Genomic DNA, 24,024 nt, shown 5'->3' on the forward strand with positions numbered 1-24,024 from the left:
GGCTTTTTTTATGGCGATAGTTTTTTCTTATAAATGGGCGCGATATGAGTCATAACCTCTGCGAGCAGTTCAGTCACACGGCCCCTTCCCTGCCCGGTCAGCCGGAAAACCCTAACGCCTGGCCTGCGGGAGAGCTGACGTGCGCCGGGATCAAAGCGCGGCTGGACGCCTTCCAGCACTGGCTGGGCGAGGTCTTTGATGCCGGGCTTTCTGCCGAACAACTGATTGAGGCCCGTACCGAGTTTATCGATCAGCTGTTACAGCGCCTGTGGATGGAGTACGGGTTTGGCGAGGTCGCCGACACCGCGCTGGTGGCGGTGGGCGGTTACGGGCGTGGCGAACTGCATCCGCTGTCAGATATCGATCTGCTGATCCTCAGCCGTAAAAAGCTCTCAGAGGAGCAGTCGCAAAAGATTGGCGAGCTGCTCACCCTGCTGTGGGACATTAAGCTGGAAGTCGGGCACAGCGTGCGCACGCTGGAAGAGTGCCTGCTGGAGGGCTTATCGGATCTGACGGTCGCCACCAATCTGATTGAATCCCGGCTGTTGATTGGCGACGTGGCGCTGTTCCTGGAGCTGCAAAAGCATATTTTCAGCGATGGCTTCTGGCCGTCGGAAAAATTCTTCGCCGCCAAAGTTGAAGAGCAAAACGAGCGCCATCAACGCTACCACGGCACCAGTTACAACCTTGAGCCGGACATCAAAAACAGCCCCGGCGGCCTGCGTGACATCCACACCTTACAGTGGATCGCCCGCCGTCATTTTGGCGCCACCTCCTTAAACGAAATGGTTGGCTTCGGCTTTCTGACCCAGGCCGAACGTAACGAACTGAACGAATGTCAGCATCTGCTGTGGCGCATCCGTTTTGCGCTGCATCTGGAGCTTAACCGCTACGATAACCGTCTGCTGTTTGACCGCCAGCTAAGCGTCGCCCAGCGCCTGAACTATTCCGGCGACGGCAACCAGCCGGTCGAGCATATGATGAAAGACTTCTATCGCGTGACCCGTCGCGTCACCGAGCTGAATCAGATGCTGCTGCAACTGTTTGACGAAGCTATCCTTGCGCTGACTGCCGATGAGAAACCGCGCGCCATTGACGATGAGTTTCAGCTGCGCGGCACCCTTATCGATCTGCGGGACGAGACGCTGTTTATCCGCGAGCCGCAGGCCATTCTGCGCATGTTCTATATGATGGTGCGCAACAGCAGCATCACCGGCATTTACTCCACCACCCTGCGCCATTTGCGCCATGCCCGTCGTCATCTGACGCAGCCGCTCTGTTTTATCCCGGAAGCGCGCACGCTGTTTCTCAGCATGCTGCGTCACCCCGGCGCGGTCAGCCGTGGCCTGCTGCCGATGCACCGCCACAGCGTGCTGTGGGCCTATATGCCCCAGTGGTCGCACATTGTCGGCCAGATGCAGTTCGATCTGTTTCATGCCTATACGGTGGATGAGCACACCATCCGCGTCCTGCTGAAGCTGGAAAGCTTTGCCGATGAGGCTACGCGCCAGAAGCATCCGCTGTGCGTGGAGCTGTGGCCGCGCCTGTCGCATCCGGAGCTGATCCTGATTGCCGCCCTGTTCCACGATATCGCCAAAGGGCGCGGCGGCGATCACTCAGTGCTGGGCGCGCAGGATGTACTAAAGTTCGCCGAACTGCACGGTCTGAACTCACGGGAAACGCAGCTGGTCGCCTGGCTGGTGCGCCAGCACTTATTGATGTCCGTGACCGCCCAGCGCCGTGATATTCAGGATCCCGAAGTCATTAAGCAGTTCGCCGAAGAAGTACAGACCGAAAACCGTCTGCGCTTCCTGGTCTGCCTGACGGTGGCGGACATTTGCGCCACCAATGAAACCCTGTGGAACAGCTGGAAGCAGAGCCTGTTGCGCGAGCTGTACTTCGCCACGGAAAAACAACTGCGCCGTGGGATGCAAAACACCCCGGATATGCGCGAGCGTGTGCGCCATCATCAGATCCAGGCGCTGGCGCTGTTGCGCATGGACAACATTAATGAAGAAGCGCTGCATCATATCTGGGCGCGCTGCCGGGCGAACTATTTCGTGCGCCATAGCCCAAATCAGCTGGCGTGGCACGCGCGTAATCTGTTGCAGCACGATCTGAGCGAGCCGATGATCCTGCTCAGCCCGCAAGCCACGCGCGGCGGCACGGAAATCTTTATCTGGAGTCCTGATCGCCCCTACCTGTTTGCCGCGGTCTGCGCCGAGCTGGATCGCCGCAACCTGAGCGTGCATGACGCGCAAATCTTCACTACCCGCGACGGCATGGCGATGGACACCTTTATCGTGCTGGAGCCGGACGGCAAACCGCTGGCGGCGGATCGCCATGAGGACATTCGCTTTGGTCTGCTGCAGGCGATCACCCAGAACAGCTGGCAACCGCCGCAGCCTCGCCGACAGCCGGCAAAACTGCGCCATTTTACCGTCGACACCGAGGTCAATTTCCTGCCGACCCACACGGACAGAAAATCCTTCCTCGAACTGATCGCCCTCGATCAGCCTGGGCTTCTGGCCCGCGTCGGCCAGGTGTTTGCAGACCTGGGAATTTCCTTACATGGGGCGAGAATTTCGACAATTGGCGAGCGAGTAGAAGATTTATTTATAATCGCCACAGCGGACCGGCGTGGCCTTAATAATGTGCTCCAGCAGGAAGTGCAACAACGGTTGACAGCGGCCCTCAATCCAAACGATAAAGGGTAACGATTTTTTTTATACAGATGGAAAGAGTAAACATGCAGCAATTACAGAATGTTATTGAGACCGCTTTCGAGCGCCGTGCCGACATCACCCCGGCAAATGTGGATACCGTTACCCGTGAAGCGGTTAATCAGGTTATTGCCCTGCTGGATTCCGGCGCGCTGCGTGTCGCAGAAAAAATTGACGGTCAGTGGGTTACGCACCAGTGGCTGAAGAAAGCGGTGCTGCTCTCTTTCCGCATTAACGATAACAAAGTGATCGAGGGCGCTGAAAGCCGCTACTTCGACAAAGTGCCGATGAAATTCGCCGACTACGACGAAGCGCGCTTCCAGAAAGAAGGCTTCCGCGTGGTGCCGCCAGCGGCCGTGCGTCAGGGTGCCTATATCGCCCGTAACACCGTGCTGATGCCGTCCTATGTCAACATCGGCGCGTACGTCGATGAAGGCACCATGGTGGATACCTGGGCCACGGTGGGTTCCTGCGCGCAGATTGGCAAGAACGTTCACCTCTCCGGCGGTGTGGGTATTGGTGGTGTTCTTGAGCCACTGCAGGCGAACCCGACTATCATTGAAGATAACTGCTTCATTGGCGCACGTTCTGAAGTGGTGGAAGGCGTTATCGTGGAAGAAGGTTCCGTGATCTCGATGGGCGTGTACATCGGTCAGAGCACCCGTATTTACGATCGCGAAACCGGCGAAGTGCATTATGGCCGCGTGCCGGCAGGCTCGGTTGTTGTCTCCGGCAACCTGCCGTCTAAAGACGGCTCTTACAGCCTGTACTGCGCGGTGATTGTGAAAAAAGTAGATGCGAAAACACGCGGAAAAGTAGGCATTAACGAATTGCTGCGCACGATCGACTAAGGTATCTCCTCTCCCCCTCAGGGAGAGGGTGACTCACCCCGCCTTTTTTGCACGACGCAGTGGCGAAGATAGATTTTTTCGTTAATTATTCATAGGTTATGTTGAGCTTAAGGGTACCGCTATGTACGATAATCTGAAAAGTTTAGGCATTACCAATCCGGATGAAATCGATCGCTACAGCCTCCGTCAGGAAGCCAATAACGATATTCTGAAAATCTATTTTCATAAGGACAAAGGCGAGTTTTTCGCGAAAAGCGTGAAGTTTAAATACCCGCGCCAGCGTAAAACCATTGTCGCGGATGGCGTGGGCCAGGGCTACAAAGAAGTGCAGGAAATCAGCCCTAACCTGCGTTATGTGATCGATGAGCTGGATCAGATCTGCCAGCGCGATCGTACGGAAGTCGACCTGAAGCGTAAGATCCTAGACGATCTGCGTCATCTGGAATCGGTCGTGACCAATAAGATCAGTGAAATCGAAGCCGATCTGGAAAAGCTGACCCGCAATAAATAACCGTTGCATGCCCGGTGGCGCACGCTTACCGGGTCTGTAAGGATGCGAATTTACAGGCCGGGTAAGGCGCAGCCGCCACCCGGCATATTTTATCTAACGCTGTTCATCCAGCTGCAACGCCACATACAGCAGCAGCCGATCGTCAAAATTCCCCAAATCTAAACCTGTTAATTCCGAGATGCGGTTGAGCCGGTATTCCAGCGTATTACGGTGGATAAACAGCGCTTTGGACGTCGCCAGCGGCTGCACGTTATGGCGGAACCAGGCCGTCAGCGTACGCCTGAGCAGCCCGTTGTTATCCATCGCTTTCAGACGCGCCAGCGGACGGGAGAGTTCATTTGCCTGCCAGCCGCCGCGCAGACTGTCGAGCAGCACCGGCAGCATCAAATCCTGATAAAAATAGCTGCGGTTTTCCGGCATCCGCTGTTTACCCACCATCATGGTGGTACGCGCGGTACGATATGACCGGGCGATGCTGCCCGGCCCGGTAAAATAGTTGCCGAGCGCCACGCGAAAGCGCAACTGCCCGTTCTCTTTCATGCGCGAAATCAGCAGTTCCACCCGCTTGCGATGATCTTCCGCATCCCAGCGGCCAAACTGATTGAGCGCCGGTTTCAGCACCACCATCTCCGTCAGCGACACAATGGCGATCAGGTTATTCCGCTCCGGCGTGGTCAGGGCGTTTTGCAGCTGCTGAAGTTCCGCCATCGCGCTGTCGACGCCGAGCTGGCCGCTGTCCACTTCCACCACCGCCACCACGCGCGGCTGATTTAAATCGATGCCCAGACGCTGCGCCCATTCGGTCAGCGCCGGGGTGTGCTCTTCTGCCTGGATCAGGTTCATGACCAGCTCTTCGCGCAGGCGGCTGTCCTGGGCTAACAGATGCATCAGGCGGGACTGTTCAAGCATCATTTCGGCGGTCATGCACACCAGCTCGCCATATTTGCGCAGCGTCTCCGGCTCGCCGGTAAGGCCGATAACGCCGACGATCTCCCCTTCCAGACGCAGCGGCAGATTAATGCCCTGACGCACGCCGTGCAGGTGACGCGCCACGGCGTCATCAATATCCACCACCCGACCCTGAGACAGCACCAGCAGCGCGCCTTCGTGCAATTCCCCAATACGCTCCCGATCGCCACTGCCGATGATCCGGCCACGCGCATCCATCACGTTGATGTTGGTATCGATAATGCACATCGTGCGTGACACGATGTCCTGCGCCATTTTGGTATCAAGATGCCAGCCAGCCATTTATCCCTCCCGTAAGCAGTGCTCCAGAATAGAAAAGATAATAGCGGCGCGCATTGTGCAAATGCACAGAGCCGGGATCAGAAGTGTGGAGTTGTGGAAAGCTTCACAGAACGGAGGGATAACTCCCTTCTCCGTGGCGGAGAAGGGAGCGGCGGATTACTGCATCAGCAGATACAGCGAGGTATCGCCACGCTGAATATTCAGCGCCAGTACCGACGGTTTGCTGTCGAGGATCTTACGCAGTTCAGCGATATTTTTCACACGCTGCTGGTTCGCGCCAATGATCACGTCGCCTTTTTTCAGGCCAATGCGGGCCGCCGGAGAATTGGCTTTCACATTGCTGATGGTGACGCCCTGATCCTGGCCTTTGTTGCTCATTTCCGCGCCTTCAATACCGCTGAAGACGGTGCTGGATTCCACCTGATTCTGGCTGCTCTGTTGCAGTTCCAGATTGACGGTCACCGGCTTACCGTCACGCAGCAGGCCAAGGGAGACTTTGCTGCCGATTGGCATTGAGCCGACTTCCGCACGCAGCGCCGCAAAGCTGCTGATCGCCTTGCCGTTCAGGGTGGTGATCACATCGCCCGCTTTAATGCCCGCTTTCGCGGCGGAAGAGTTCGGCATCACCTGGCTGACGAAGGCCCCGCGCTGAGCGTCGACTTTCATCGCTTTCGCCAGCTCAGAGTTGAGTTCTGTTCCCAGAATACCCAGTTCACCACGACGCACCTGGCCGTACTGCACCATCTGCGCGGTCAGGTTTTTCACCATGTTGCTCGGGATAGCAAAGCCGATACCGATGTTACCGCCGTCCGGCGCGAGGATCGCGGTGTTGATACCGATCAGCTCACCATTCAGGTTCACCAGCGCGCCACCGGAGTTACCGCGGTTAATGGCCGCATCCGTCTGGATAAAGTTTTCATAGTTTTCCGCATTCAGGCCGCTACGTCCCAGCGCAGAAACGATCCCCGAGGTTACGGTTTCGCCCAGGCCAAAGGGGTTACCGATCGCCACGGTATAGTCACCCACGCGCAGCGCGTCGGAGTCAGCAAGTTTGATAGCCGTCAGGTTTTTCGGGCTCTGGATCTGGATCAGCGCCAGGTCAGAGCGCGGATCTTTACCCACGACTTTCGCGTCGAATTTACGCCCGTCGCCCAGCTGCACTTTAATGGTGGTGGCGTTATCCACCACGTGGTTATTGGTGACGACATAGCCTTTTGCGGCATCAATGATTACGCCGGAACCCAGCGCCATGAATTTTTGTTGCTGACCGCCGTCAGATCCGCCCGGCGCGCCGCCCTGGCAGAACGGCGAGCTCTGGAACGGCGATCCTTCCTGGCAGAACGGCGAATCGTCACCAAAGAACTGCTGGAAGTTACGGCCCATACGCGGCGTGTTCACCGTCGTGCTGCCTTCCACATTGATGCTCACCACCGATGGCATGACTTTTTCCAGCATCGGCGCCAGACTCGGCATCGGCTGGGCGGCCTGCGCGGAGGACGCGGTTTCAGCCGCCATAGCTGACATCGGAGAAAGCGCTAAACCTAAACTTAATGCCAGTGCACTCATGGCTAACGTCGTTTTTTTCATGTTGTTTAATCTCTGATTACTGATTACGCAAAAGGGCTGTGTTGTTTCAGTGAGAGTCATTTTATAGCGCGAAGTTCCAAAACGGACTTTCTGCAAAAGTAAAAATTTATTGTCAGTCTTTACAATTGCTGCGCTATTATTCAACGGCCATTAAACGGCGGTATTCATCCCAGGCGTACAGATCTGTCATGCCGCTGATATAGTCCTGGATCAGGCGACAACGGTAATAAAACTCCAGTACAGGGAAATCTGTCGCTGCGCGATCTAATTTACTGACCGCCTCTACATACGCCAGCCGGTGACGGGTTGAGAGCTTATGAAAAAGGCGGGTTTCAATCGGGAAACGCCGCAGCCGTTCTTTTTCCGCCAGCTCGCTAAAATCGCTGAGCGTTAATTGCAACAGCGGTCGATAGATATCGAGCAAACCGCTGATCACCCGGTACCCCTGCAATTCCAGCTGTTCTACATCGGGGTGGCTGAAGACATTTTCAACCGCGACGCTCTTATATAATTCAAGTAATTGGCTGTAGCCGCTTTCGTCTTCCAGCAGCGCATGATTAAATTCTCCGGAGAAAATCTGCGGCAGATTATCAATAAAGCGCTGCGCCGCGTAAGGCACCAGCTTATTAAGCGTGTTGACCCGCAAATACATAAAGAACTGATCTTCGGCGCTGCGGCTTAATCGGTTGGCGCGGGATTTATCCCAGGCATTTTCGACGACCTGGGCAAACAGCGATCCTTTTTCATGGCTGCCCCAGGCATCATAAAGATGCTGATAAAGCTGCTCGACGGTAAATATTCTTTTCTCGACGGCGTCTTCCAGATCGGCGACGCAATAAGAAATATCATCCGCGGCTTCCATTACCCAGGTGAGCGGGAAACGGCTGAACGTATCCAGTTCCAGCTCTTTACGTAAGCGCTCGACGTAAGCTTCCTCGGAAAAATAATAGCCGGGCTTCTTCATTAAATAATTATGACTGGCGGGCGGCTCGCCCACCCACCACGCCGGACGGGTATATTTTAAAATACAGCCCACCTGCGCCCAGGTGAGGTTCATACGCATCAGCGAATGCACCAGCCGGATCCCCTGCGCATTGCCTTCAAAATGACACAGATCCTGGCGCACCTTCCGCCGCAGGCCGTTCAGTTCATCCTCCCCTTCCCGCAGGCGCAGCGCGGTCACCTGACAGCGATCGCTGCTCAGCGGCTGGCTGGCGGCATCCTCCGGGAACAGGCGCTGGCGAAACCAGTCGTTGATTGCCGCTTCGCCAAAATGGCCGAACGGCGGGTTGCCAATGTCATGCATCAGACAGGCCATTTCAACGATGCTTTCAAACGGCCCGGTCAGTTCGGCCAGACCGTAGGTTTCCAGCAGCCGCTGCTCTTTGAGGCGGCTTAAGATCTCTTTGGCGATGTAACGCCCCACCTGCTGTACTTCCAGCGAGTGCGTCAGCCGGGTGCGTACGGCGGCATTGCGCTCCAGCGGGAAGACCTGAGTTTTCTGTTGCAGACGGCGGATCGCCGGGGAATTTACAATGCGCCCGCGATCGCTTTCAAAGATGCGCAGGATCTCATGTTCCGTTTTGACGCCCTGCGGTGAGCGGTAGCGGCGATGCCAGTTTATTTTTCTGCGAAAATCGATCTCAGCCATTTCTTCTCCCGCGATCGTGCGTCATGTGAAGTAATGCATTCCTGCCTGCCATGATAGACTATGCCCTGAAAACGTAACTCAGTCTTATCACATTAGCGAGTATCTCTATGAAAGTTGGCATTATTGGTGCAATGGAAGAAGAAGTGACGCTGCTGCGTGACAAAATCGAAAATCGTCAGACGCAGAATATCGCGGGCTGCGAAATTTACACCGGTACGCTCAATGGCACTGAAGTCGCCCTGCTGAAATCGGGTATTGGCAAAGTCGCGGCGGCGATGGGCGCTACCCTGCTGCTGGAGCGCTGCAAACCTGATGTGATCATCAATACCGGCTCGGCAGGCGGTCTCGCGCCAACGCTAAAAGTGGGCGATATCGTGGTTTCCGACGAAGCGCGTTACCACGATGCCGACGTCACCGCCTTTGGTTACGAACTCGGCCAGCTGCCGGGCTGTCCGGCGGGCTTTAAAGCCGACGAAAAACTGGTTGCCGCCGCCGAAGCCTGCATTGCGCAATTAAACCTGAACGCCGTGCGCGGACTGATTGTCAGCGGCGATGCCTTCATTAATGGCTCTGAAAACCTCGCGAAAATCCGCCATAACTTCCCTCAGGCGATTGCCGTTGAGATGGAAGCCACGGCGATTGCCCACGTCTGCCATAACATGGGCGTGCCTTTCGTGGTGGTACGCGCTATTTCTGACGTGGCAGATCAGGAGTCGCATCTGAGCTTCGAGGAATTCCTCGTCGTGGCGGCGAAGCAGTCCAGCCTGATGGTTGAGACGCTGGTGCAGAACCTGGCGCGTGGCTAAGGGTTCCTTCAGGGCGCTTGCCGCCCTGCTTCTGCTGACGCCAGCGTGGCTTTATGCCGCGCCGCGCGTGATTTCCCTCTCCCCGGCCAATACTGAACTGGCGTTTGCCGCCGGGATCACGCCGGTGGGCGTCAGCAGCCATTCCGATTACCCGCCCGCGGCCAGTAAAATTGAGCAGGTCGCCAGCTGGCAGGGTATCAACCTTGAGCGCATCGTGGCGCTTAAGCCCGACGTGGTGCTGGCCTGGCGCGGCGGCAACGCGGAACGTCAGGTTAATCAGCTCACCCGTTTTGGTATTCGCGTGCTGTGGGTTGACGCCGAAAGCATCGAGCAGGTGGCGCAATCGCTGGAGCGCCTCGCCGAATACAGCCCGCAACCTGAACAGGCGCACGCCAGTGCTCAGGCGATGCTCACCGATTATGCCGCCTTAAAAGCGCAGTACGCCGGTACGCCGAAGAAACGCGTCTTTATGCAGTTCAGCACTCACCCGCTGTTTACCAGCGGCAGCGGAACCATCCAGCACCAGGTGGTGACACTGTGCGGCGGTGAAAATATCTTTGCTTCCGCCCGTGTTCCCTGGCCGCAGGTGAGCCGTGAACAGGTGCTGGCCCGCGATCCGCAGGCCATTGTGGTCACCGGCGGAGTGGACGCCATTCCGAAAGTGCAGGCATTCTGGAATAATCATCTCAAAAGTGAGGTGATAGCCCTCAATAGTGACTGGTTTGAACGTGCATCCCCGCGTATTATCCTCGCCGCAAAACAACTCTGTACCGCTCTCGCACAGGTAAAATAAAATGCTTGTCTACTGGCTGGATATTATCGGCACCGCCGTTTTCGCCATCTCCGGCGTACTGCTTGCCGGCAAACTGCGTATGGATCCCTTTGGCGTGCTGGTGCTGGGGGTGGTGACCGCCGTCGGCGGCGGCACTATCCGCGATATGGCGCTGGATCACGGCCCGGTGTTCTGGGTAAAAGATCCCACCGATCTGGTGATCGCCATGGTCACCTGCCTGTTAACCATTCTGCTGGTGCGCCAGCCGCGCCGCCTGCCGAAATGGGTGTTGCCGGTGTTCGATGCCGTGGGGTTAGCGGTCTTCGTGGGGATTGGCGTGAATAAGGCGTTTCTGGCCGGAACCGGGCCGCTGGTGGCGATTTGTATGGGCGTGGTCACCGGCGTGGGCGGCGGTATTATCCGCGATATGCTGGCGCGGGAAATCCCAATGATCCTGCGCACCGAAATCTATGCCACAGCCTGTATTATCGGCGGCATCGTGCATGCGACGGCGTTTTATACTTTCGGCGTACCGCTGGAAACGGCGAGTATGATCGGGATGGTGGTGACGCTCGCCATTCGTCTGGCGGCGATCCGCTGGCATCTGAAACTGCCGACCTTTGCGCTGGATGATAATCCGCGATAAGACATGATATTGCCCGGTGGCGCTTCGCTTACCGGGCCTGGAACTGTCATGATTCGCCCGGTGGCGCTACGCTTACCGGGCCTACAAAATAATGTGATGATGTTTTGCAGGCCGGGCGAGACGGCGTCGCCGCCCGACAACAGAGCAGAGAATTAAATGCTGAAGGACGATCCGCAACCGCAGGTGCTTTTGGCGTTCGGGTTGGTCACGACAAAGCGCGATCCTTCCAGACCTTCGGTATAATCCACCGCGCCGCCCACCAGATATTGCAGGCTCATCGGATCCACCACCAGCGCGACGCCGGATTTTTCAATGGTCATGTCGCCATCGTTAACCTGATCGTCAAAGGTGAAACCGTACTGGAAGCCGCTGCAACCGCCGCCGGTAATGTAGACGCGCAGCTTCAGGTTCGGGTTGTCTTCGTCTGCGATCAGATCTTTTACTTTAATGGCTGCGGCTTCGGTAAACTGCAGCGGCAGGGCTACTTCATCACTCATTTTTTGCTCCCAATGATACGGCGATGCGGGCAAAAATTAACCCGATCTTTAAATTATTATCTAATACCCTGGTGAATCGTTCAAGTATTCTCCCTGAATGCCTGCGCGTGGGTCTTAGCCTCAAGGTCAGCTTCCTGACGCGCCAGCGTACGGGCAAGGATGGTCGAGTATAACGGTTTGCCGCCTAAAAATTGTGCCAGTAGTGTTGCGCCAAGACAGGTAATAATCATTGGCAAAATGAGCTGATAATTATCAGTCATCTCCAGAACCAGCACGATGCCGGTGAGCGGCGCACGCACGGAAGCCGCCAGCAGCGCGCCCATCCCGGCAATAGCGAAGGTGCCCGCCTCCAGATGATAAGCCGGAAACAGCCCGGCGCAGGCCATACCAAACGCCGTGCCTAACAGCGTTCCCAGCGCCAGCATAGGCGCGAATATCCCGCCCGGCGCGCCGGATGAAAAGCACAATAAGGTGGTGATCACCCTGGCAACAAAGATGAACAGCAGCATGCCCACCGCGTAATTTCCGGCGGCGGCAATAGGGATCAGCATAAAGCCGCCCCCGGAAATTTCCGGAACAATCAGCCCCAGCACACCGCACAGCCCGCCGATAATCCCGCCGATCAACACCCATTTTTTAATATTGCCGCCGTGCAGACGGGCGAACATATCCTGCGTGCGCAGCACCAGCGTATTAAACAGCGGCCCGACGCAGCCGAAGACCATGCCGAGCACCAGATACAGCCACAGCGTATTCACCGGCGCATTCGCCAGCTTGCCCACTTCGATCACCGCCCCTTCGCCGTTAAAAATGCGAAACACAATGCTCGACATGATCACGCCGGTAAACACGGCTTTTATGGAAATCAGGTTATAGCGAAACTGCGGGCGCATCTCTTCGAGGATAAACAAAATGCCTGCCAGCGGCGCGTTAAACGCTGCCGACAGCCCCGCCGCCGCACCGGTAGCCAGCAGCGTGTGGCGGGCTTCGGCGCTGCGCATGCGGAAAATATCCAGCACCATGCGCCCGACGTTGCCGCCAAGCTGTACCGTCGGCCCTTCGCGCCCCAGCACCATACCCGCGCCCAGCGTACCCATACCGCCGATGAATTTAACCGGTAATACGCGCCACCAGCGCACCGGGCGTAGCTCCTCCAGCGCGCCCTCGATTTCCGGAATACCCGAGCCGCCCGCCTCCGGCGCGAAGCGTCGCACCAGAAAATAGCCGACCATCGCCAGCAGTGCCGACAGCACAAAGGCCAGCGGCCATACCAGCCAGGCGCGATCCGCCACCTGCGCCAGCGTGCCGATGCGCAGGTTTGACACGCCGTTCACCGCTTTCTCGAACGCCACGCCCACCAGTCCCGCCAGGGTGCCGACCAGCGCCGCCATCAGCAGGATCGCCAGCGGCGTTTTGTCGCGCTGCAACAGACGGCGGATCAGATCGCCGCGCCGCAAACGCACCAGTTGCTGTGTGCGGAAGGAAGAATTTTCTGCTTTCATATTGGCTTAATTAATTCGTCACACAAATGAGTTGGCCTATTTTACCCATGCGCACCGTCATGGTGGCAATAAAAATACCCACAAAAGTGCCCTTTCAATCGGGGGAAACTTTTATAACCTCCGGCGAATACTTTAGAATGGCCCATAAACCCTTTTTCCACGAACCAGGAACTCACTTATGAGTAAGTCTCAAGACCTCTATAGCGCCGCACGTAAACTCATCCCCGGCGGCGTGAACTCGCCGGTACGCGCGTTTACCGGCGTCGGCGGTACGCCGCTGTTTATTGAGCGTGCGGATGGTGCTTACCTGTACGACGCCGACGGCAAAGCCTATGTGGATTATGTCGGCTCCTGGGGACCGATGGTGCTGGGGCATAATCACCCGGCGATCCGTAACGCGGTCATCGAAGCGGCGGAGCGCGGCCTGAGCTTTGGCGCGCCGACCGAAATGGAAGTGAAAATGGCGGCGCTGGTAACTGAACTGGTGCCGACCATGGACATGGTGCGGATGGTGAACTCCGGTACCGAAGCCACCATGAGCGCCATCCGCCTGGCGCGCGGCTTCACCGGTCGTGACAAAATCATCAAATTCGAAGGCTGCTACCACGGTCACGCTGACTGCCTGCTGGTAAAAGCCGGCTCCGGCGCGCTGACCCTCGGCCAGCCGAATTCACCGGGCGTACCGGCGGATTTTGCGAAGCATACCCTGACCTGCACCTATAACGATCTGGCGTCTGTGCGTCAGGCGTTCGAGGAGTTCCCGCAGGAGATCGCCTGCATTATCGTGGAGCCTGTCGCGGGCAACATGAACTGCATTCCCCCGCAGCCGGACTTCCTGCCGGGCCTGCGCGCGCTGTGCGATGAGTTTGGCGCGCTGCTGATCATCGACGAAGTGATGACCGGGTTCCGCGTGGCGCTGGCGGGCGCGCAGGCTTACTACGATGTAGTGCCGGATCTGACCTGCCTCGGCAAAATCATCGGCGGCGGCATGCCGGTGGGCGCCTTTGGCGGGCGTCGTGAGGTGATGGATGCGCTGGCCCCGACCGGCCCGGTGTATCAGGCGGGTACGCTGTCCGGCAACCCGATTGCCATGGCGGCAGGCTACGCCTGTTTAACGGAGGTCGCCCAGCCCGGCATCCACGAAACCCTGACCGATCTGACCACCCGCCTGGCGAATGGTCTGCTGGACGCGGCGCAGGAAGCAGGCGTACCGCTGGTGGTGAACCACGTCGGCGGCATGTTCGGGATCTTCTTCACCGACGCTGCCGAAGTGACCTGCTATCAGGATGTGTTGAAGTGCGACGTGGAGCGCTTTAAGCGTTTCTTCCATCTGATGCTGGACGAAGGCGTTTACCTGGCGCCGTCAGCGTTCGAAGCGGGCTTTATGTCGGTGGCGCACAGCGAAGAAGATATTAATAAGACGATTGATGCGGCGCGTAAGGTGTTTGCGCAGCTTTAGTTGTTGTTGTGCCCGGCGGCGCTTCGCTTGCCGGGCCTACAGTATTGTAGGTCGGGTAAGCGAAGCGCCACCCGACAAAACCATCGTCAGGTAAGGCGCTGCCGCCACCCGGCACGTCTCACCGGCTCTGCTTCCTCAGCAAATAAATAAAGTACGGCGCGCCGATAAAGGTCGACAGCAGCCCCGCCGGGATCTGGTACGGGAACATGATCATTCTGCCGCACCAGTCCGCAAACACCAGCAGTAATCCCCCCGTTAAGGCAGACATCACCATATGCGGCATTGTACGGCGGAAGCCCATCATGCGCGCAATATGCGGCGCCATCAGGCCGACAAAACTCAGCGGACCGATGGTCATGGTCGCGGCGGCGGTCAGACAGGACGCCAGCAACAGCAGCCCGACGCGCGACGGCGTGAGCGCCACGCCAACCGCGCGGGCTGTTTGACCGCCGAGCGGCAGAATGGTCAGCCAGCGGCGGCACAGCGGTGCGATCGCCAGCAGTACAACGGTCGCTGCCATCGCCCACATCACCTGCGTGGCGGTGGCGCTGTAGGTCGAGCCGGAGATCCACGTCAGGATCTGCGCCATACGCGGATCGCCGCTCGCCTGCAACATCATCAACAGCATGGTAAAGGCGGTACTGAGCGCCATCCCCGCCAGCAGCATCCGTTGCGGCGAGAATCCCCCGCGACCGGCGGCCAGCATAATGATCATAAGCGTCACCGCCGCCCCCAGGCTGCCCGCCGGCAGCAGCCAGCCAAAGGCGTTGCCCGGCACAAAGAACAGCATCACCACCACGCCGAAGGCCGCGCCGGAGCTGATGCCCAGCACTTCGGGGCTGGCCATCGGGTTACCCGTCAGGCGCTGGATAATGCAGCCCGCCACCGCCAGCATCACACCCGCCGTCAGCGCCGCCAGAATTCGCGGCGCGCGCCACTGCATCAGTTCATTGAGCAGCGAACCGCTCGCCCAGTGCCACCCTTCTGCATCCCGCCCCAGCGACAGCGCCACCGCCATACCGAGCAGCAGCACGATGACGCCCGCCAGCGCAAACCAGGGCACATGCTGACGCTCAGTAAACACGCGATCGCCCCCTTCCATTGAGGGCGCGCTCATACTCTTAAGACGCGGCAGCAGCCACAGCAGCAGCGGCGCACCCACCAGCGCCGTTACCGAGCCGGTGGAGATTTCCATCCACACCCGCATCAGCCAGAGCACCACCTGATCGGAAAGCCAGAGGATCAGCGCGCCAATCAGCGGGGCCAGCAGCAGCCGCGACAGCAGCCGCCGCGCGCCGAGCATTTTCGCCAGCAGCGGCGCGAACAGGCCGATAAAGCCGATGATGCCCACCGCGTTGACCACCAGCGCGCTGAGCACAATCGCCAGCATCAGCGCGCCAAGTCTGGCCAGCGACAGCGCCAGGCCCAGGTTACGCGCCACGCCGTCATCCAGCCCCATCAGCGTCAGCGGACGCAGCAGCAGCAGCGTGAGCAGCGCGCCGCCAAGCAACTGCGGCCACAGGCGTTGCACGACGCTCCAGTCGGACTGCGTCAGCGTGCCGGTGCTCCACAGGAACATGCTTTGCAGCTGATCGTGGTGGAAAAGCACCAGCAGCTGATTGATCGCCCCGCAGTACAGGCTAACCACCAGCCCGGCGAGGATCAGCGTCACCGGCGAGAGGCGTTTTCCCCAGGCAACGCCAAACACCAGCGCGCCCACCACGCAGGCCCCGGCCAGCGCGGCAAATTGTGAGGTCATCACCCCTGGCAGCGCCCACAGGGTGGTAATGGTGATCCCCAGTTGCGCGCCGGTAGCGACGCCCAGCGTCGTCGGCTCCGCCAGCGGATTACGCAGCACCTGCTGGAACAGTACGCCCACCAGTCCCAGTCCTGCGCCCACCAGCAATGAAATCGCCAGCCGCGGCAGCAGGCTGTAATGGAACAGCATCTGCTCAATGGAATTACTATCCGGTTGCCAGACACCCTGCTGCCACTGCGCACGGGGCAGCGCCACGTTGAGGTTATTCCACGTCAGGCCAAGGCCGACGATAAACAGCACGGCAAGCAGCGCCGCCGGGAAAGGCGCAATACGACGGCTCATGCCTGGCCTCCCATCACTTTATCCAGCACGCGGACAAAGTGCATTGCCGACAGGGTGGCGCCGTAGAACCACACCGCAGGCGCACGATAAAAGCGTCCGGCGCGCACAAAAGGCATCGACTGCCATAGCGGGGTCGCCATCAGCGCCTGCATATCCCGCTCGTTACCGTGATCGAAACAGAGCACATCCACATCTTTAAATTCGCCCAGCCGGTCGATACCCACCGCCGTACTGCCCCAGAAGGTGGTTTCCCCCTGCCAGGCATTAGGAATACCAAAGGCGTCAAGCGGCTCCTGGAACAGGCAGTTCGGGCAGAACACCAGCATATGACGCGCATCCAGCAGCGTGACCATCAGTAATGGCCTGCCGCCCCGCTGCGCAAAGCGCGGTTTCATCGAATCGATAAAAGCATCGAATTCATTGAGATGCGCCCGCGCGGCTGGCTCCCGGCCAATCAGCTGCGCCATTTCCTGGAGCGACTGACGCGCCATGGTGAGCGGCTTTTTGCCGTCGCTGAAGGTGAATCCACGGCCAGGGGCGATACGCGCCAGCACATCCGCCGACGGGCCATAGCCGGCAGACCAGACCATATACGAGGGTTTCATCTGGGTGAGCAGTTCGAGATTCGGCTCGGTGCGCAGGCCAATGTCGATCACCGAGTCGGGCAGCGCCGGTTCGTTGACCCACAGGTTGTAGTTGGGCACATCGGCAACGCCATAGGGGGTGATGCCGAGCGCCAGCAGCAGTTCCACCGGCAGCCATTCCAGGGCGACGATGCGATGCGGATCGACAGCCGCCGCGCGGGCGCTGCCCATTTTCAGCAGCAGCGGCGACAGGGCCATCGCCGTCAGCAGGCGACGACGGCTAAAGAGGTTTACGTCAGTCATCAGAGAACAAAGCTCACCGGTGCAGCCCCTGTCGGGTGAGGCAGAATGCCCATCGGGATACCGTAGATTTTTTCCAGCGTATCGGCGCGCATCAGCGATTCCGGCGTGCCTTCGGCGATCTTCTCCCCGCCGCGCAGCGCCACCAGAAAATCGCAGTAACGCGCCGCCATATTAATATCGTGCAGCACGGCGATCACCGTCAGGCCGCGCTGCTGGCTGAGGCGGTGCACCAGCGCCAGCACATCTACCTGATGGGCGATGTCGAGCGCCGAGGTCGGCTCGTCGAGCAGCAGGCAGCGGCTGTCCTGCGCTACCAGCATGGCGATCCACGCCCGCTGGCGCTCGCCGCCGGAGAGGCTGTCCACCAGACGGTGCGCCAGCGGTTTTAATCCCACCAGCGCAATGGCTTCGTCGACTTTTTCCCTGTCGGCGACACCAAAACGCCCCAGCGCGCCATGCCAGGGATAACGCCCTATCGCCACCAGTTCGCGCACCGTCATGCCTTCCGCCTGCGGCAACTGCTGCGGCAGATAGGCCACTTTGCGGGCAAAGGCTTTGCTGTTCCAGCTGTCCAGCGGTTGTCCGTCCAGCAAAATATCGCCGTCCGACGGCGGCTGGTGGCGGCCAAGCATTTTCAGCAGGGTGGATTTACCGGAACCGTTATGACCAATAAGACCGGTCACTTTGCCCACCGGGAAGGTTAACGACAGCGGGTGCAGCAGCGTGCGGCCAGGCACCCGGAAGGCGACATCGGTAAGACGAAACGTGGTATCGGGATGGGAGTTGTTTTCCTGCATAGCGCCAACTTGTAAAAAGGGCACGGCAAGCCGTGCCCAAAAGGAGATTAGAAGCGGAAGGTTGCGGTACCGACAATCTGGCGTTCCGCGCCCCAGAAGCAACCGTAAGTCTGGAAGCAGCTGGAAACGTATTCACGATCAAGCAGGTTATTCACGTTAATCGCAAGACTGGAACCTGCCATGCCGAAGCGCGCCAGATCGTATTTCACTACCGCATCCATAACGGCTGCGCTACCCACTTTGAAGGTGTTTGCCGGATCGCCGTAACTGGAACCAATAAAGCGGCCACCGGTACCCAGCGTCAGGCCAGACAACGCACCGTCGTTGAAGGTGTAATCACCCCACAGGGAAGCCATATGTTCCGGCACCTGCTCCACGCTGTTACCTTTAAGATTGGTATCTTTCGTGTATTCAGCGTCAATGTAGGTGTAGGAAGCCGTCACGTTGATATTGGCATTTACCGCCGCTTTGGCTTCGAGTTCCACGCCCTGAGAACGGACTTCACCTGACGGAACTTGCAGGGTCGCGTTATTCGGATCGGTGGTCAGCGTATTGGTTTTGGTCAGATGATAGACCGCAGCCGTCATCACGACAGGCAGATCTTTAGGCACGTATTTCACGCCAGCTTCATACTGCTCGCCTTTCGAAGGCGCAAAGGCCATACGCGGTGTACTGTAAAGATCGAAAGCGTTAGGCTCGAAAGACTGACTGTAGCTCACGTAAGGTGAAATACCATTGTCAAACAGGTAGTTCACGCCGCCACGCCATGTAAACTGATGATCGTTGCGCTCAATAGAACCGCCGTCATCGCGCACTGTGGTGCCCTGCTGCGACCAGTCATAACGACCGCCAAGCGTGAAGACCCATTTATCCCATTCAGCCTGATCCTGAACGTAGAGGCCAGTCTGTTTTGTTTCGTTAAGTTGATAAGGCGCTGCGTCGCCAAAATCAAAATCTTCCAGCGTTTGCGGATTGTACAGATCAACGACTGGTGCAGTGCCAAAGGTGGCATTAATGTCGTTACGCATCCGCATAAAATCCACACCGGTCAGCAAGGTATGATCCACGGCTCCGGTCGCGAAAATGCTTTGCAGCTGAGTATCAACGCTGAAGTTTTGCAGGCGTTCGTTATCCACGACGGTACCACGACCCAGGTAGTGATCGCGATCGGCTGGCGCAATGGCCTGGCAAGGGGCGTTAAACGCGTTCGCGGTACAGATCCCTGTGCCATAGACGCTTTTCTGCGCCGTTTTCATTTCGGCAAAACGCAGGTTCTGACGCACGGTAAAGGTATCGTTGAAACCGTGCTCAAAACTGTAGCCAACCATTTTCTGGTTGCGGGAATAGGTGTTGTTATCCGCGCCTTCGTTAAAACTAGTCGACAGACGTGAACCGTTCGGCAGACGCTGGACGGTGCCCTCTTTCGGCAGCCACCCGTAATAGCCTGTTTCCGGCTCGTTCTGGAAATAGGACAGGAACGTAAAGTTTGTTTTATCGTCAGGGCGCCAGGAGAACGATGGTGCAATGGTATAACGCTGCTGCTCAGCATTAGTTTGTTGCTCATTGTTAGAACGAGCCAGCCCCGTCAGGCGATACGAAAATTCACCGTTATCATCCAGCGCATCGCTGAAATCGAAGCCCGTCTGATAGAAACTATCGCTGCCCATTTTGAACTGAACTTCATGTAATGGCTCTGTGGTCGGACGCTTGCTGACCATAGAAATAATGCCGCCCGGATTGCTTTTACCATACAGAACAGAAGTTGGGCCACGCATCAGCTCAACACGTTCAAGCATGTAAGGGTCAATAACAGCATCATTGTAAAAGTTACCTTGCAGCTTCATACCATCAAGGTAGTTATTCTGGCTAAGTCCGACGGAAGTAAACCCACGAATACTGACGAAATCATAGCTGGTGGAAGCGCCGCGATTACTGACCACAACACCAGGTGTATAACCCAGTGCTTCTTTAACCGATTTCGACTGATGCATTTGCATCTCTTCATTAGTTACCACCGAAATCGACTGCGGCGTCTTTTCAATCGGCGTATCGGTTTTGGTTGCTGTTGCCGTGTGTTTGGCAGCAATTGTCGCCGCCGGGCCCCACGCGCTTTCCTGCGGGGCGGCGGAGGTGGTGACAGTAATAGTGTCTTCAGCTGCATGGGCATAAAAAGACATGCCGCTGATTGCGGTAGCGACCACGACTGCGATTTTACGCAGTGAAGAATTGACCGGCAGAGCCGTTTCAGGACGCGCCATTGTGTGTCTCTCTGGAATGGGATGAATGATAACGTAAACGATAATTATTATTATGACCGCAGCATATTATGCGAGCATCCGGCTTGAAAGCAAGGGATATGCGGCCCTACAAGAATTGAGGGTTTAAGAAATAATCAGATGATCAGAAAGGGTAAAAAAGATGTGCCCGAATGTTTAATAACCCGTGCAAAGTTCACATTTCAGCGATAGTAAACCTCAAAAGTCGCCGCCGCGTTGACATGCCCGCCTTTGACGGTGCCGGTTTTGATATAGCGCGCTTTTAGCGGGATAGTGACCGACTGCCCGGCGCTGGTTTGTGACACCGCCGTATACTCCTGGTCAAACTGCAACACCGCATTATTACTGTTCAGGATCTGGATACCCACACCCTGAGCGGCCCCTTCTTCTGCCACAATATTCAGGATATTGCCGTTTGTCACGCCAGTCGAACCTGCGGTAGTGAAGCGGTAATCGATTTTTCTTCCGGCGTCGCAGTTATCAATCTGGAGCTTAAACCTGTCATCGGATACCACCCTTGAGACATTATTTGTAAACTCACTCGCATTAATCTCCTCTAAAGGCACGGTGATGTTTTTTTCCACCAGATTACAGGTCGTGTGCTGCACTTCAACGAGGCTGGAGCTGTAGCTCAGGTAGCCGACGACGGTGTTATCGTACTTCCATTCGGCATTAAATTGACCGATGTACACCATCCCCGAACTTACCGGCCCGGTCACGACAAACTGCGCCGCGCCGTTGAGCGTTAAGGTGTAATAGCCATTCTCTTTGATAACAGGCGACATATCTTTATGCCAGGGTCTGACGATATCGTCGGCTTCGAATGTTGGCGTAGTCGCGTTTGTCCAGGCGGCGCGAAAGCCGATACCCGGCACACTGGTTTGATAGACGCCCTGCAGGGGATTGTCCGCCCGCTCGTCAGTTGCGTTGACATTGGTATAACCCTGCCAGATGTCCGCAACGGCTGTACATTCAACTCTGATCGTATAGCTGGACTGACGCTCGCTATAAATGATCGAACCAGGTTCAGCATCGCTGTTGACGATTAATGTCGGCGGCGCGAATCCAATCCTTGCAGCAGGTTTTCTGTCAAGAATGGTGCACGACGCCCGCGCGGCCGTACTCAATAACGCCGAACCGATCAGCAGCAGCGCAAGACCGCAGCGCCATGCCATTAAAAACATTTTATTTTTCATCTCAACATCCTGTTTATTCGCAGCTGACGGCTCTCATCAGAAACCTGGCATTCATTTTTTTCGGCACGGTGATCCAGCCTGCGCAGCGCGTCTCCGGCGTATCGCCCCATTGCACGGTGAACGCTTGCGTACCCTTTAATCCCGTCACGTAGACCTCACCGCCATCACCCACAATCGCCGTCATGCCTTCGATACTGAACACCGCGCCGAATGGCACTACGCCCTCACGGTGCGTCAGGGTTAACAGCGCGCGTTTACCCGAGCGGGCGGAAAAATCGGCTGCCAGAACGGCCCCTTTTGTCGGAATGGCTTCGACCGCGGCATCCTGAATATCAATATCATCCCGCCCCTGCGTGTTCACCGTAATGGTATTGCGCCGGTAAGGGGTCAGCGTGGGAACGATGGCGTTGCCCCAGGCGTCGGTATAAATGCCCTGTGAACTCTGCACTTTCACATGATCGCCATCGGTAATATGCACCACGGCAAAAGCGTCCTGCACCGTACGCCCCAGGGTTACGCCATGGGAATGCGCCACCACCGAACCCTGTGCGCTGTATCCCCACTGTTTACTGTTTTTCTGGTAGCTGTAGTTGGTGCTGAAATCGCCCATAGAGGCGCGATAGCGGGAGGAGAGATAAGCGCCATTGCCAGCCTGGTCGCTGGTGTAGGTCTGCTGGAGGTTATAGGTCAAGTTATTGTCTTCCAGCAACGAGCCGTTAAGACCCACCTGGTGCGACGCGGGGCCATTTTTCGCCCTGTTCAGACTGTAAGTGGCCCAGGATTCCGGCAAAAAGCGTGACAGCGGAATATTCAGTGACAGAGCGAGTTGCCGGTCGTCACGGGTCGTGGGCGTTTTGGTCAGGCTGTAATTCACTGACCAGTTCGCCCCGTGCCAGCTGCTGCTGTAGCCAAAGCTGACGCTGCGCTCGCGCCCCGCCATTCCCCAGTAGTTTTGCTGCCAGGCGTTAGCATAGACGGAACCCCATCCCCGTAGTGACTGGGAAAGATTGAGTTGCAAGCGGCTGCGTCTGTTGTAGACGTTGCGATAGCTGTACATATCGCTGCTGTCATAGCCGCCATTGCGCTGATCCAGGGCTTCCTGAAAGGTGTAGAAGCCAGACGTGGAATAACGGTAGCTGGCCAGCGTCAGCGTAGTATCGGTTGCCGGAAAGTCTTTCGCGTACTGCGCACGCCATGACTGCCCCTTCTTATCGCCACGTTCATCTGTAAAAGAAGTGTGTGCCTGCGTCAGATCCAGCGACAGGGAGCCCAGCCGGTGTAAATCGGCTCCCATGCCAACCAACCCGGCGCGATACATAGACGCGCCAAGTACGCCGCCGTAAACCGTTGTGCCGAATGGCAGACCATAAATCACCGTCGCCTGACCAAAGCCCGGCTCTGCGCCATGATTAACATCGCGGTATTTACCCGCTGAAAGGCTGTATTTCAGCGCGCCTTCACGCTGCATGATGGGAACGGACGAACTGGCCTGGATAAAGCTTCGCTGTGTACCATCGGCTTCCTCAACCGTCACTTCGAGATCGGCGCCTGCCGTCACCTGCGTGAGATCGCGCAGCTCAAAAGGCCCTGCCGAGACGTTGGTCTGATAAATGATGTAACCATTTTGCTTAACGGTCACCTTCGCGTCGCTGTTAGCGATACCCCGAACTACCGGGGCAAATCCCTGTAATCCGCCTGGCAACATAGCGGTGTCCGTTTCCAGGGTTACGCCTGTCATCTGCACGCTGTCGAACAGCTCGCCGTTAGTCGAGGTCTGTCCGGCGCGAAACTGGCTGCGTAAGCGTTTAACATCGCGCTCAAGGGTGCTGCTGATGGACCGCCAGCCGGTGTCACTCGCCCAGCTACTGGTATTGCGTACGCGCCATGGCCCCATGTTCAGACCGGAGTTCAGGCTTGCCCAGTTTGCCACGCTGCTGGTGGCGTCAGATTGCTGACGCGCGCCAGAAACATAATAACTGGACCAGATTGCGGGCATACCGTCATCCCAGTTTGCCGGATTAGTTTCGCCTGAGATCCGCGTATTGCGATACATCTGGGGGATATGCAGTTGCAACACCTGGGTGTCCGGACTGAAATCATAACGTGCCCCAGGAATGTACTCACTGATGTCGCCTACCGTCGCATTATCCGCAAGCTCATGTAATGCCGGAACGGTATCGACCTTTACGCCCAGTTCAGCCAGTTCGGCTTTGGTAAATTGCGGAATGAGTTGTTTATTGTCTTTCGACAGGAGGTAATTGAGGTTTCTTTTATCAAGGCGATCCTCATTCCAGACGATAGACGTCAGGTACTGGCCAGGCGTCAAGCCGTTATTACGCAGCCAGGCTTCAATCGCCCCGGTATTTTCCAGGGGTGTCTCTGTTTCCAGTGCGCTGAGGTTGAAATAGTCTTCAGCATACACGGCGCTGGTCACCGTTGATATTGCCAGTGCCAGCGCGCTGAGCCCAAAAATCCGGCCATTACACCAGGAAGACATAAACGCCACCCACG

General features: G+C 57.3%; 18 protein-coding genes. 7 read left to right on the top strand and 11 right to left on the bottom strand.

Annotated elements, in window-relative coordinates:
* The first annotated feature begins 44 nt into the window (after window positions 1-44).
* From glnD to ACQUTD_RS11740, 3 genes are all read left to right on the top strand, one after another.
* Window positions 45-2,717 (top strand): bifunctional uridylyltransferase/uridylyl-removing protein GlnD, encoded by a 2,673-nt coding sequence (glnD, locus tag ACQUTD_RS11730; protein WP_473276165.1) that lies wholly within the window; start codon window positions 45-47, stop codon window positions 2,715-2,717.
* A 32-nt stretch (window positions 2,718-2,749) separates the two neighbouring features.
* Window positions 2,750-3,574, top strand: a complete 825-nt coding sequence (dapD, locus tag ACQUTD_RS11735) for a 2,3,4,5-tetrahydropyridine-2,6-dicarboxylate N-succinyltransferase (protein ID WP_072570709.1) — start codon at window positions 2,750-2,752, stop codon at window positions 3,572-3,574.
* A gap of 121 nt (window positions 3,575-3,695) precedes the next feature.
* Window positions 3,696-4,085 carry a DUF3461 family protein gene (locus ACQUTD_RS11740; protein ID WP_072570707.1) on the top strand — a complete coding sequence of 130 codons (390 nt, stop codon included), beginning with the start codon at window positions 3,696-3,698 and terminating at the stop codon, window positions 4,083-4,085.
* Window positions 4,086-4,178: 93 nt separating this feature from the next.
* On the opposite strand, the gene cdaR is transcribed toward ACQUTD_RS11740, so the two are convergent.
* The 3 genes from cdaR to dgt form a co-directional block, all read right to left on the bottom strand.
* Entirely contained in the window at window positions 4,179-5,336 is a 1,158-nt protein-coding gene (cdaR, locus tag ACQUTD_RS11745) for a DNA-binding transcriptional regulator CdaR (RefSeq protein WP_072570705.1), read from the bottom strand.
* A gap of 156 nt (window positions 5,337-5,492) precedes the next feature.
* Complete coding sequence (gene degP, locus ACQUTD_RS11750; protein WP_072570703.1) at window positions 5,493-6,923, bottom strand: serine endoprotease DegP; 1,431 nt, start codon at window positions 6,921-6,923, stop codon at window positions 5,493-5,495.
* Between the two features lie 136 nt (window positions 6,924-7,059).
* Entirely contained in the window at window positions 7,060-8,574 is a 1,515-nt protein-coding gene (dgt, locus tag ACQUTD_RS11755; protein WP_473276168.1) for a dGTPase, read from the bottom strand.
* Window positions 8,575-8,681: 107 nt separating this feature from the next.
* Here dgt and mtnN point away from each other — a divergent pair, with 107 nt between their 5' ends.
* Genes mtnN through ACQUTD_RS11770 form a run of 3 tightly spaced genes read left to right on the top strand, consistent with a single transcriptional unit; the run spans window position 8,682 to window position 10,798 of the window.
* Window positions 8,682-9,380, top strand: coding sequence for a 5'-methylthioadenosine/S-adenosylhomocysteine nucleosidase (gene mtnN / locus ACQUTD_RS11760; RefSeq protein WP_318363899.1), 699 nt, complete (start codon window positions 8,682-8,684; stop codon window positions 9,378-9,380).
* A complete protein-coding gene (btuF, locus tag ACQUTD_RS11765; RefSeq protein ID WP_321988637.1) occupies window positions 9,373-10,173 on the top strand; it encodes a vitamin B12 ABC transporter substrate-binding protein BtuF in 801 nt (266 codons plus the stop codon). The genes mtnN and btuF overlap by 8 nt, the downstream gene beginning before the upstream one ends.
* 1 nt (window position 10,174) lies before the next feature.
* Window positions 10,175-10,798, top strand: a complete 624-nt coding sequence (locus tag ACQUTD_RS11770) for a TRIC cation channel family protein (protein WP_072570696.1) — start codon at window positions 10,175-10,177, stop codon at window positions 10,796-10,798.
* A gap of 152 nt (window positions 10,799-10,950) precedes the next feature.
* Here the strand turns inward: ACQUTD_RS11770 and erpA are convergent, their stop codons facing one another.
* Together erpA and clcA are read right to left on the bottom strand one after the other, a co-directional pair.
* Entirely contained in the window at window positions 10,951-11,295 is a 345-nt protein-coding gene (gene erpA, locus ACQUTD_RS11775) for an iron-sulfur cluster insertion protein ErpA (protein ID WP_072570694.1), read from the bottom strand.
* 80 nt (window positions 11,296-11,375) lie between these two features.
* Window positions 11,376-12,797 (bottom strand): H(+)/Cl(-) exchange transporter ClcA, encoded by a 1,422-nt coding sequence (gene clcA / locus ACQUTD_RS11780; protein WP_072570692.1) that lies wholly within the window; start codon window positions 12,795-12,797, stop codon window positions 11,376-11,378.
* Window positions 12,798-12,975: 178 nt separating this feature from the next.
* Between clcA and hemL the strand changes: the two genes are divergently transcribed.
* Complete coding sequence (gene hemL, locus ACQUTD_RS11785) at window positions 12,976-14,256, top strand: glutamate-1-semialdehyde 2,1-aminomutase (RefSeq protein WP_072570690.1); 1,281 nt, start codon at window positions 12,976-12,978, stop codon at window positions 14,254-14,256.
* A gap of 118 nt (window positions 14,257-14,374) precedes the next feature.
* On the opposite strand, the gene fhuB is transcribed toward hemL, so the two are convergent.
* The 6 genes from fhuB to ACQUTD_RS11815 all read right to left on the bottom strand — a co-directional run bounded on the left by fhuB (window position 14,375) and on the right by ACQUTD_RS11815 (window position 24,010).
* Window positions 14,375-16,357, bottom strand: a complete 1,983-nt coding sequence (fhuB, locus tag ACQUTD_RS11790; protein WP_473276173.1) for a Fe(3+)-hydroxamate ABC transporter permease FhuB — start codon at window positions 16,355-16,357, stop codon at window positions 14,375-14,377.
* A complete protein-coding gene (gene fhuD / locus ACQUTD_RS11795; RefSeq protein ID WP_473276175.1) occupies window positions 16,354-17,244 on the bottom strand; it encodes a Fe(3+)-hydroxamate ABC transporter substrate-binding protein FhuD in 891 nt (296 codons plus the stop codon). Before fhuD ends, fhuB begins: the two co-directional genes overlap by 4 nt.
* The gene (gene fhuC, locus ACQUTD_RS11800) at window positions 17,244-18,041 is read right to left on the bottom strand and encodes a Fe3+-hydroxamate ABC transporter ATP-binding protein FhuC (protein WP_072570686.1); all 798 of its coding nucleotides are present in this window, start codon (window positions 18,039-18,041) and stop codon (window positions 17,244-17,246) included. The genes fhuD and fhuC overlap by 1 nt, the downstream gene beginning before the upstream one ends.
* Window positions 18,042-18,088: 47 nt before the next feature.
* Window positions 18,089-20,299 (bottom strand): ferrichrome porin FhuA, encoded by a 2,211-nt coding sequence (fhuA, locus tag ACQUTD_RS11805; protein ID WP_473276178.1) that lies wholly within the window; start codon window positions 20,297-20,299, stop codon window positions 18,089-18,091.
* A 200-nt stretch (window positions 20,300-20,499) separates the two neighbouring features.
* Window positions 20,500-21,513, bottom strand: coding sequence for a fimbrial protein (locus tag ACQUTD_RS11810; protein ID WP_473276181.1), 1,014 nt, complete (start codon window positions 21,511-21,513; stop codon window positions 20,500-20,502).
* A 13-nt stretch (window positions 21,514-21,526) separates the two neighbouring features.
* A complete protein-coding gene (locus tag ACQUTD_RS11815) occupies window positions 21,527-24,010 on the bottom strand; it encodes a fimbria/pilus outer membrane usher protein (RefSeq protein WP_473276183.1) in 2,484 nt (827 codons plus the stop codon).
* Window positions 24,011-24,024 lie beyond the last annotated feature (14 nt).

The sequence above is a fragment of the Enterobacter sp. K510 genome (assembly GCF_055804875.1).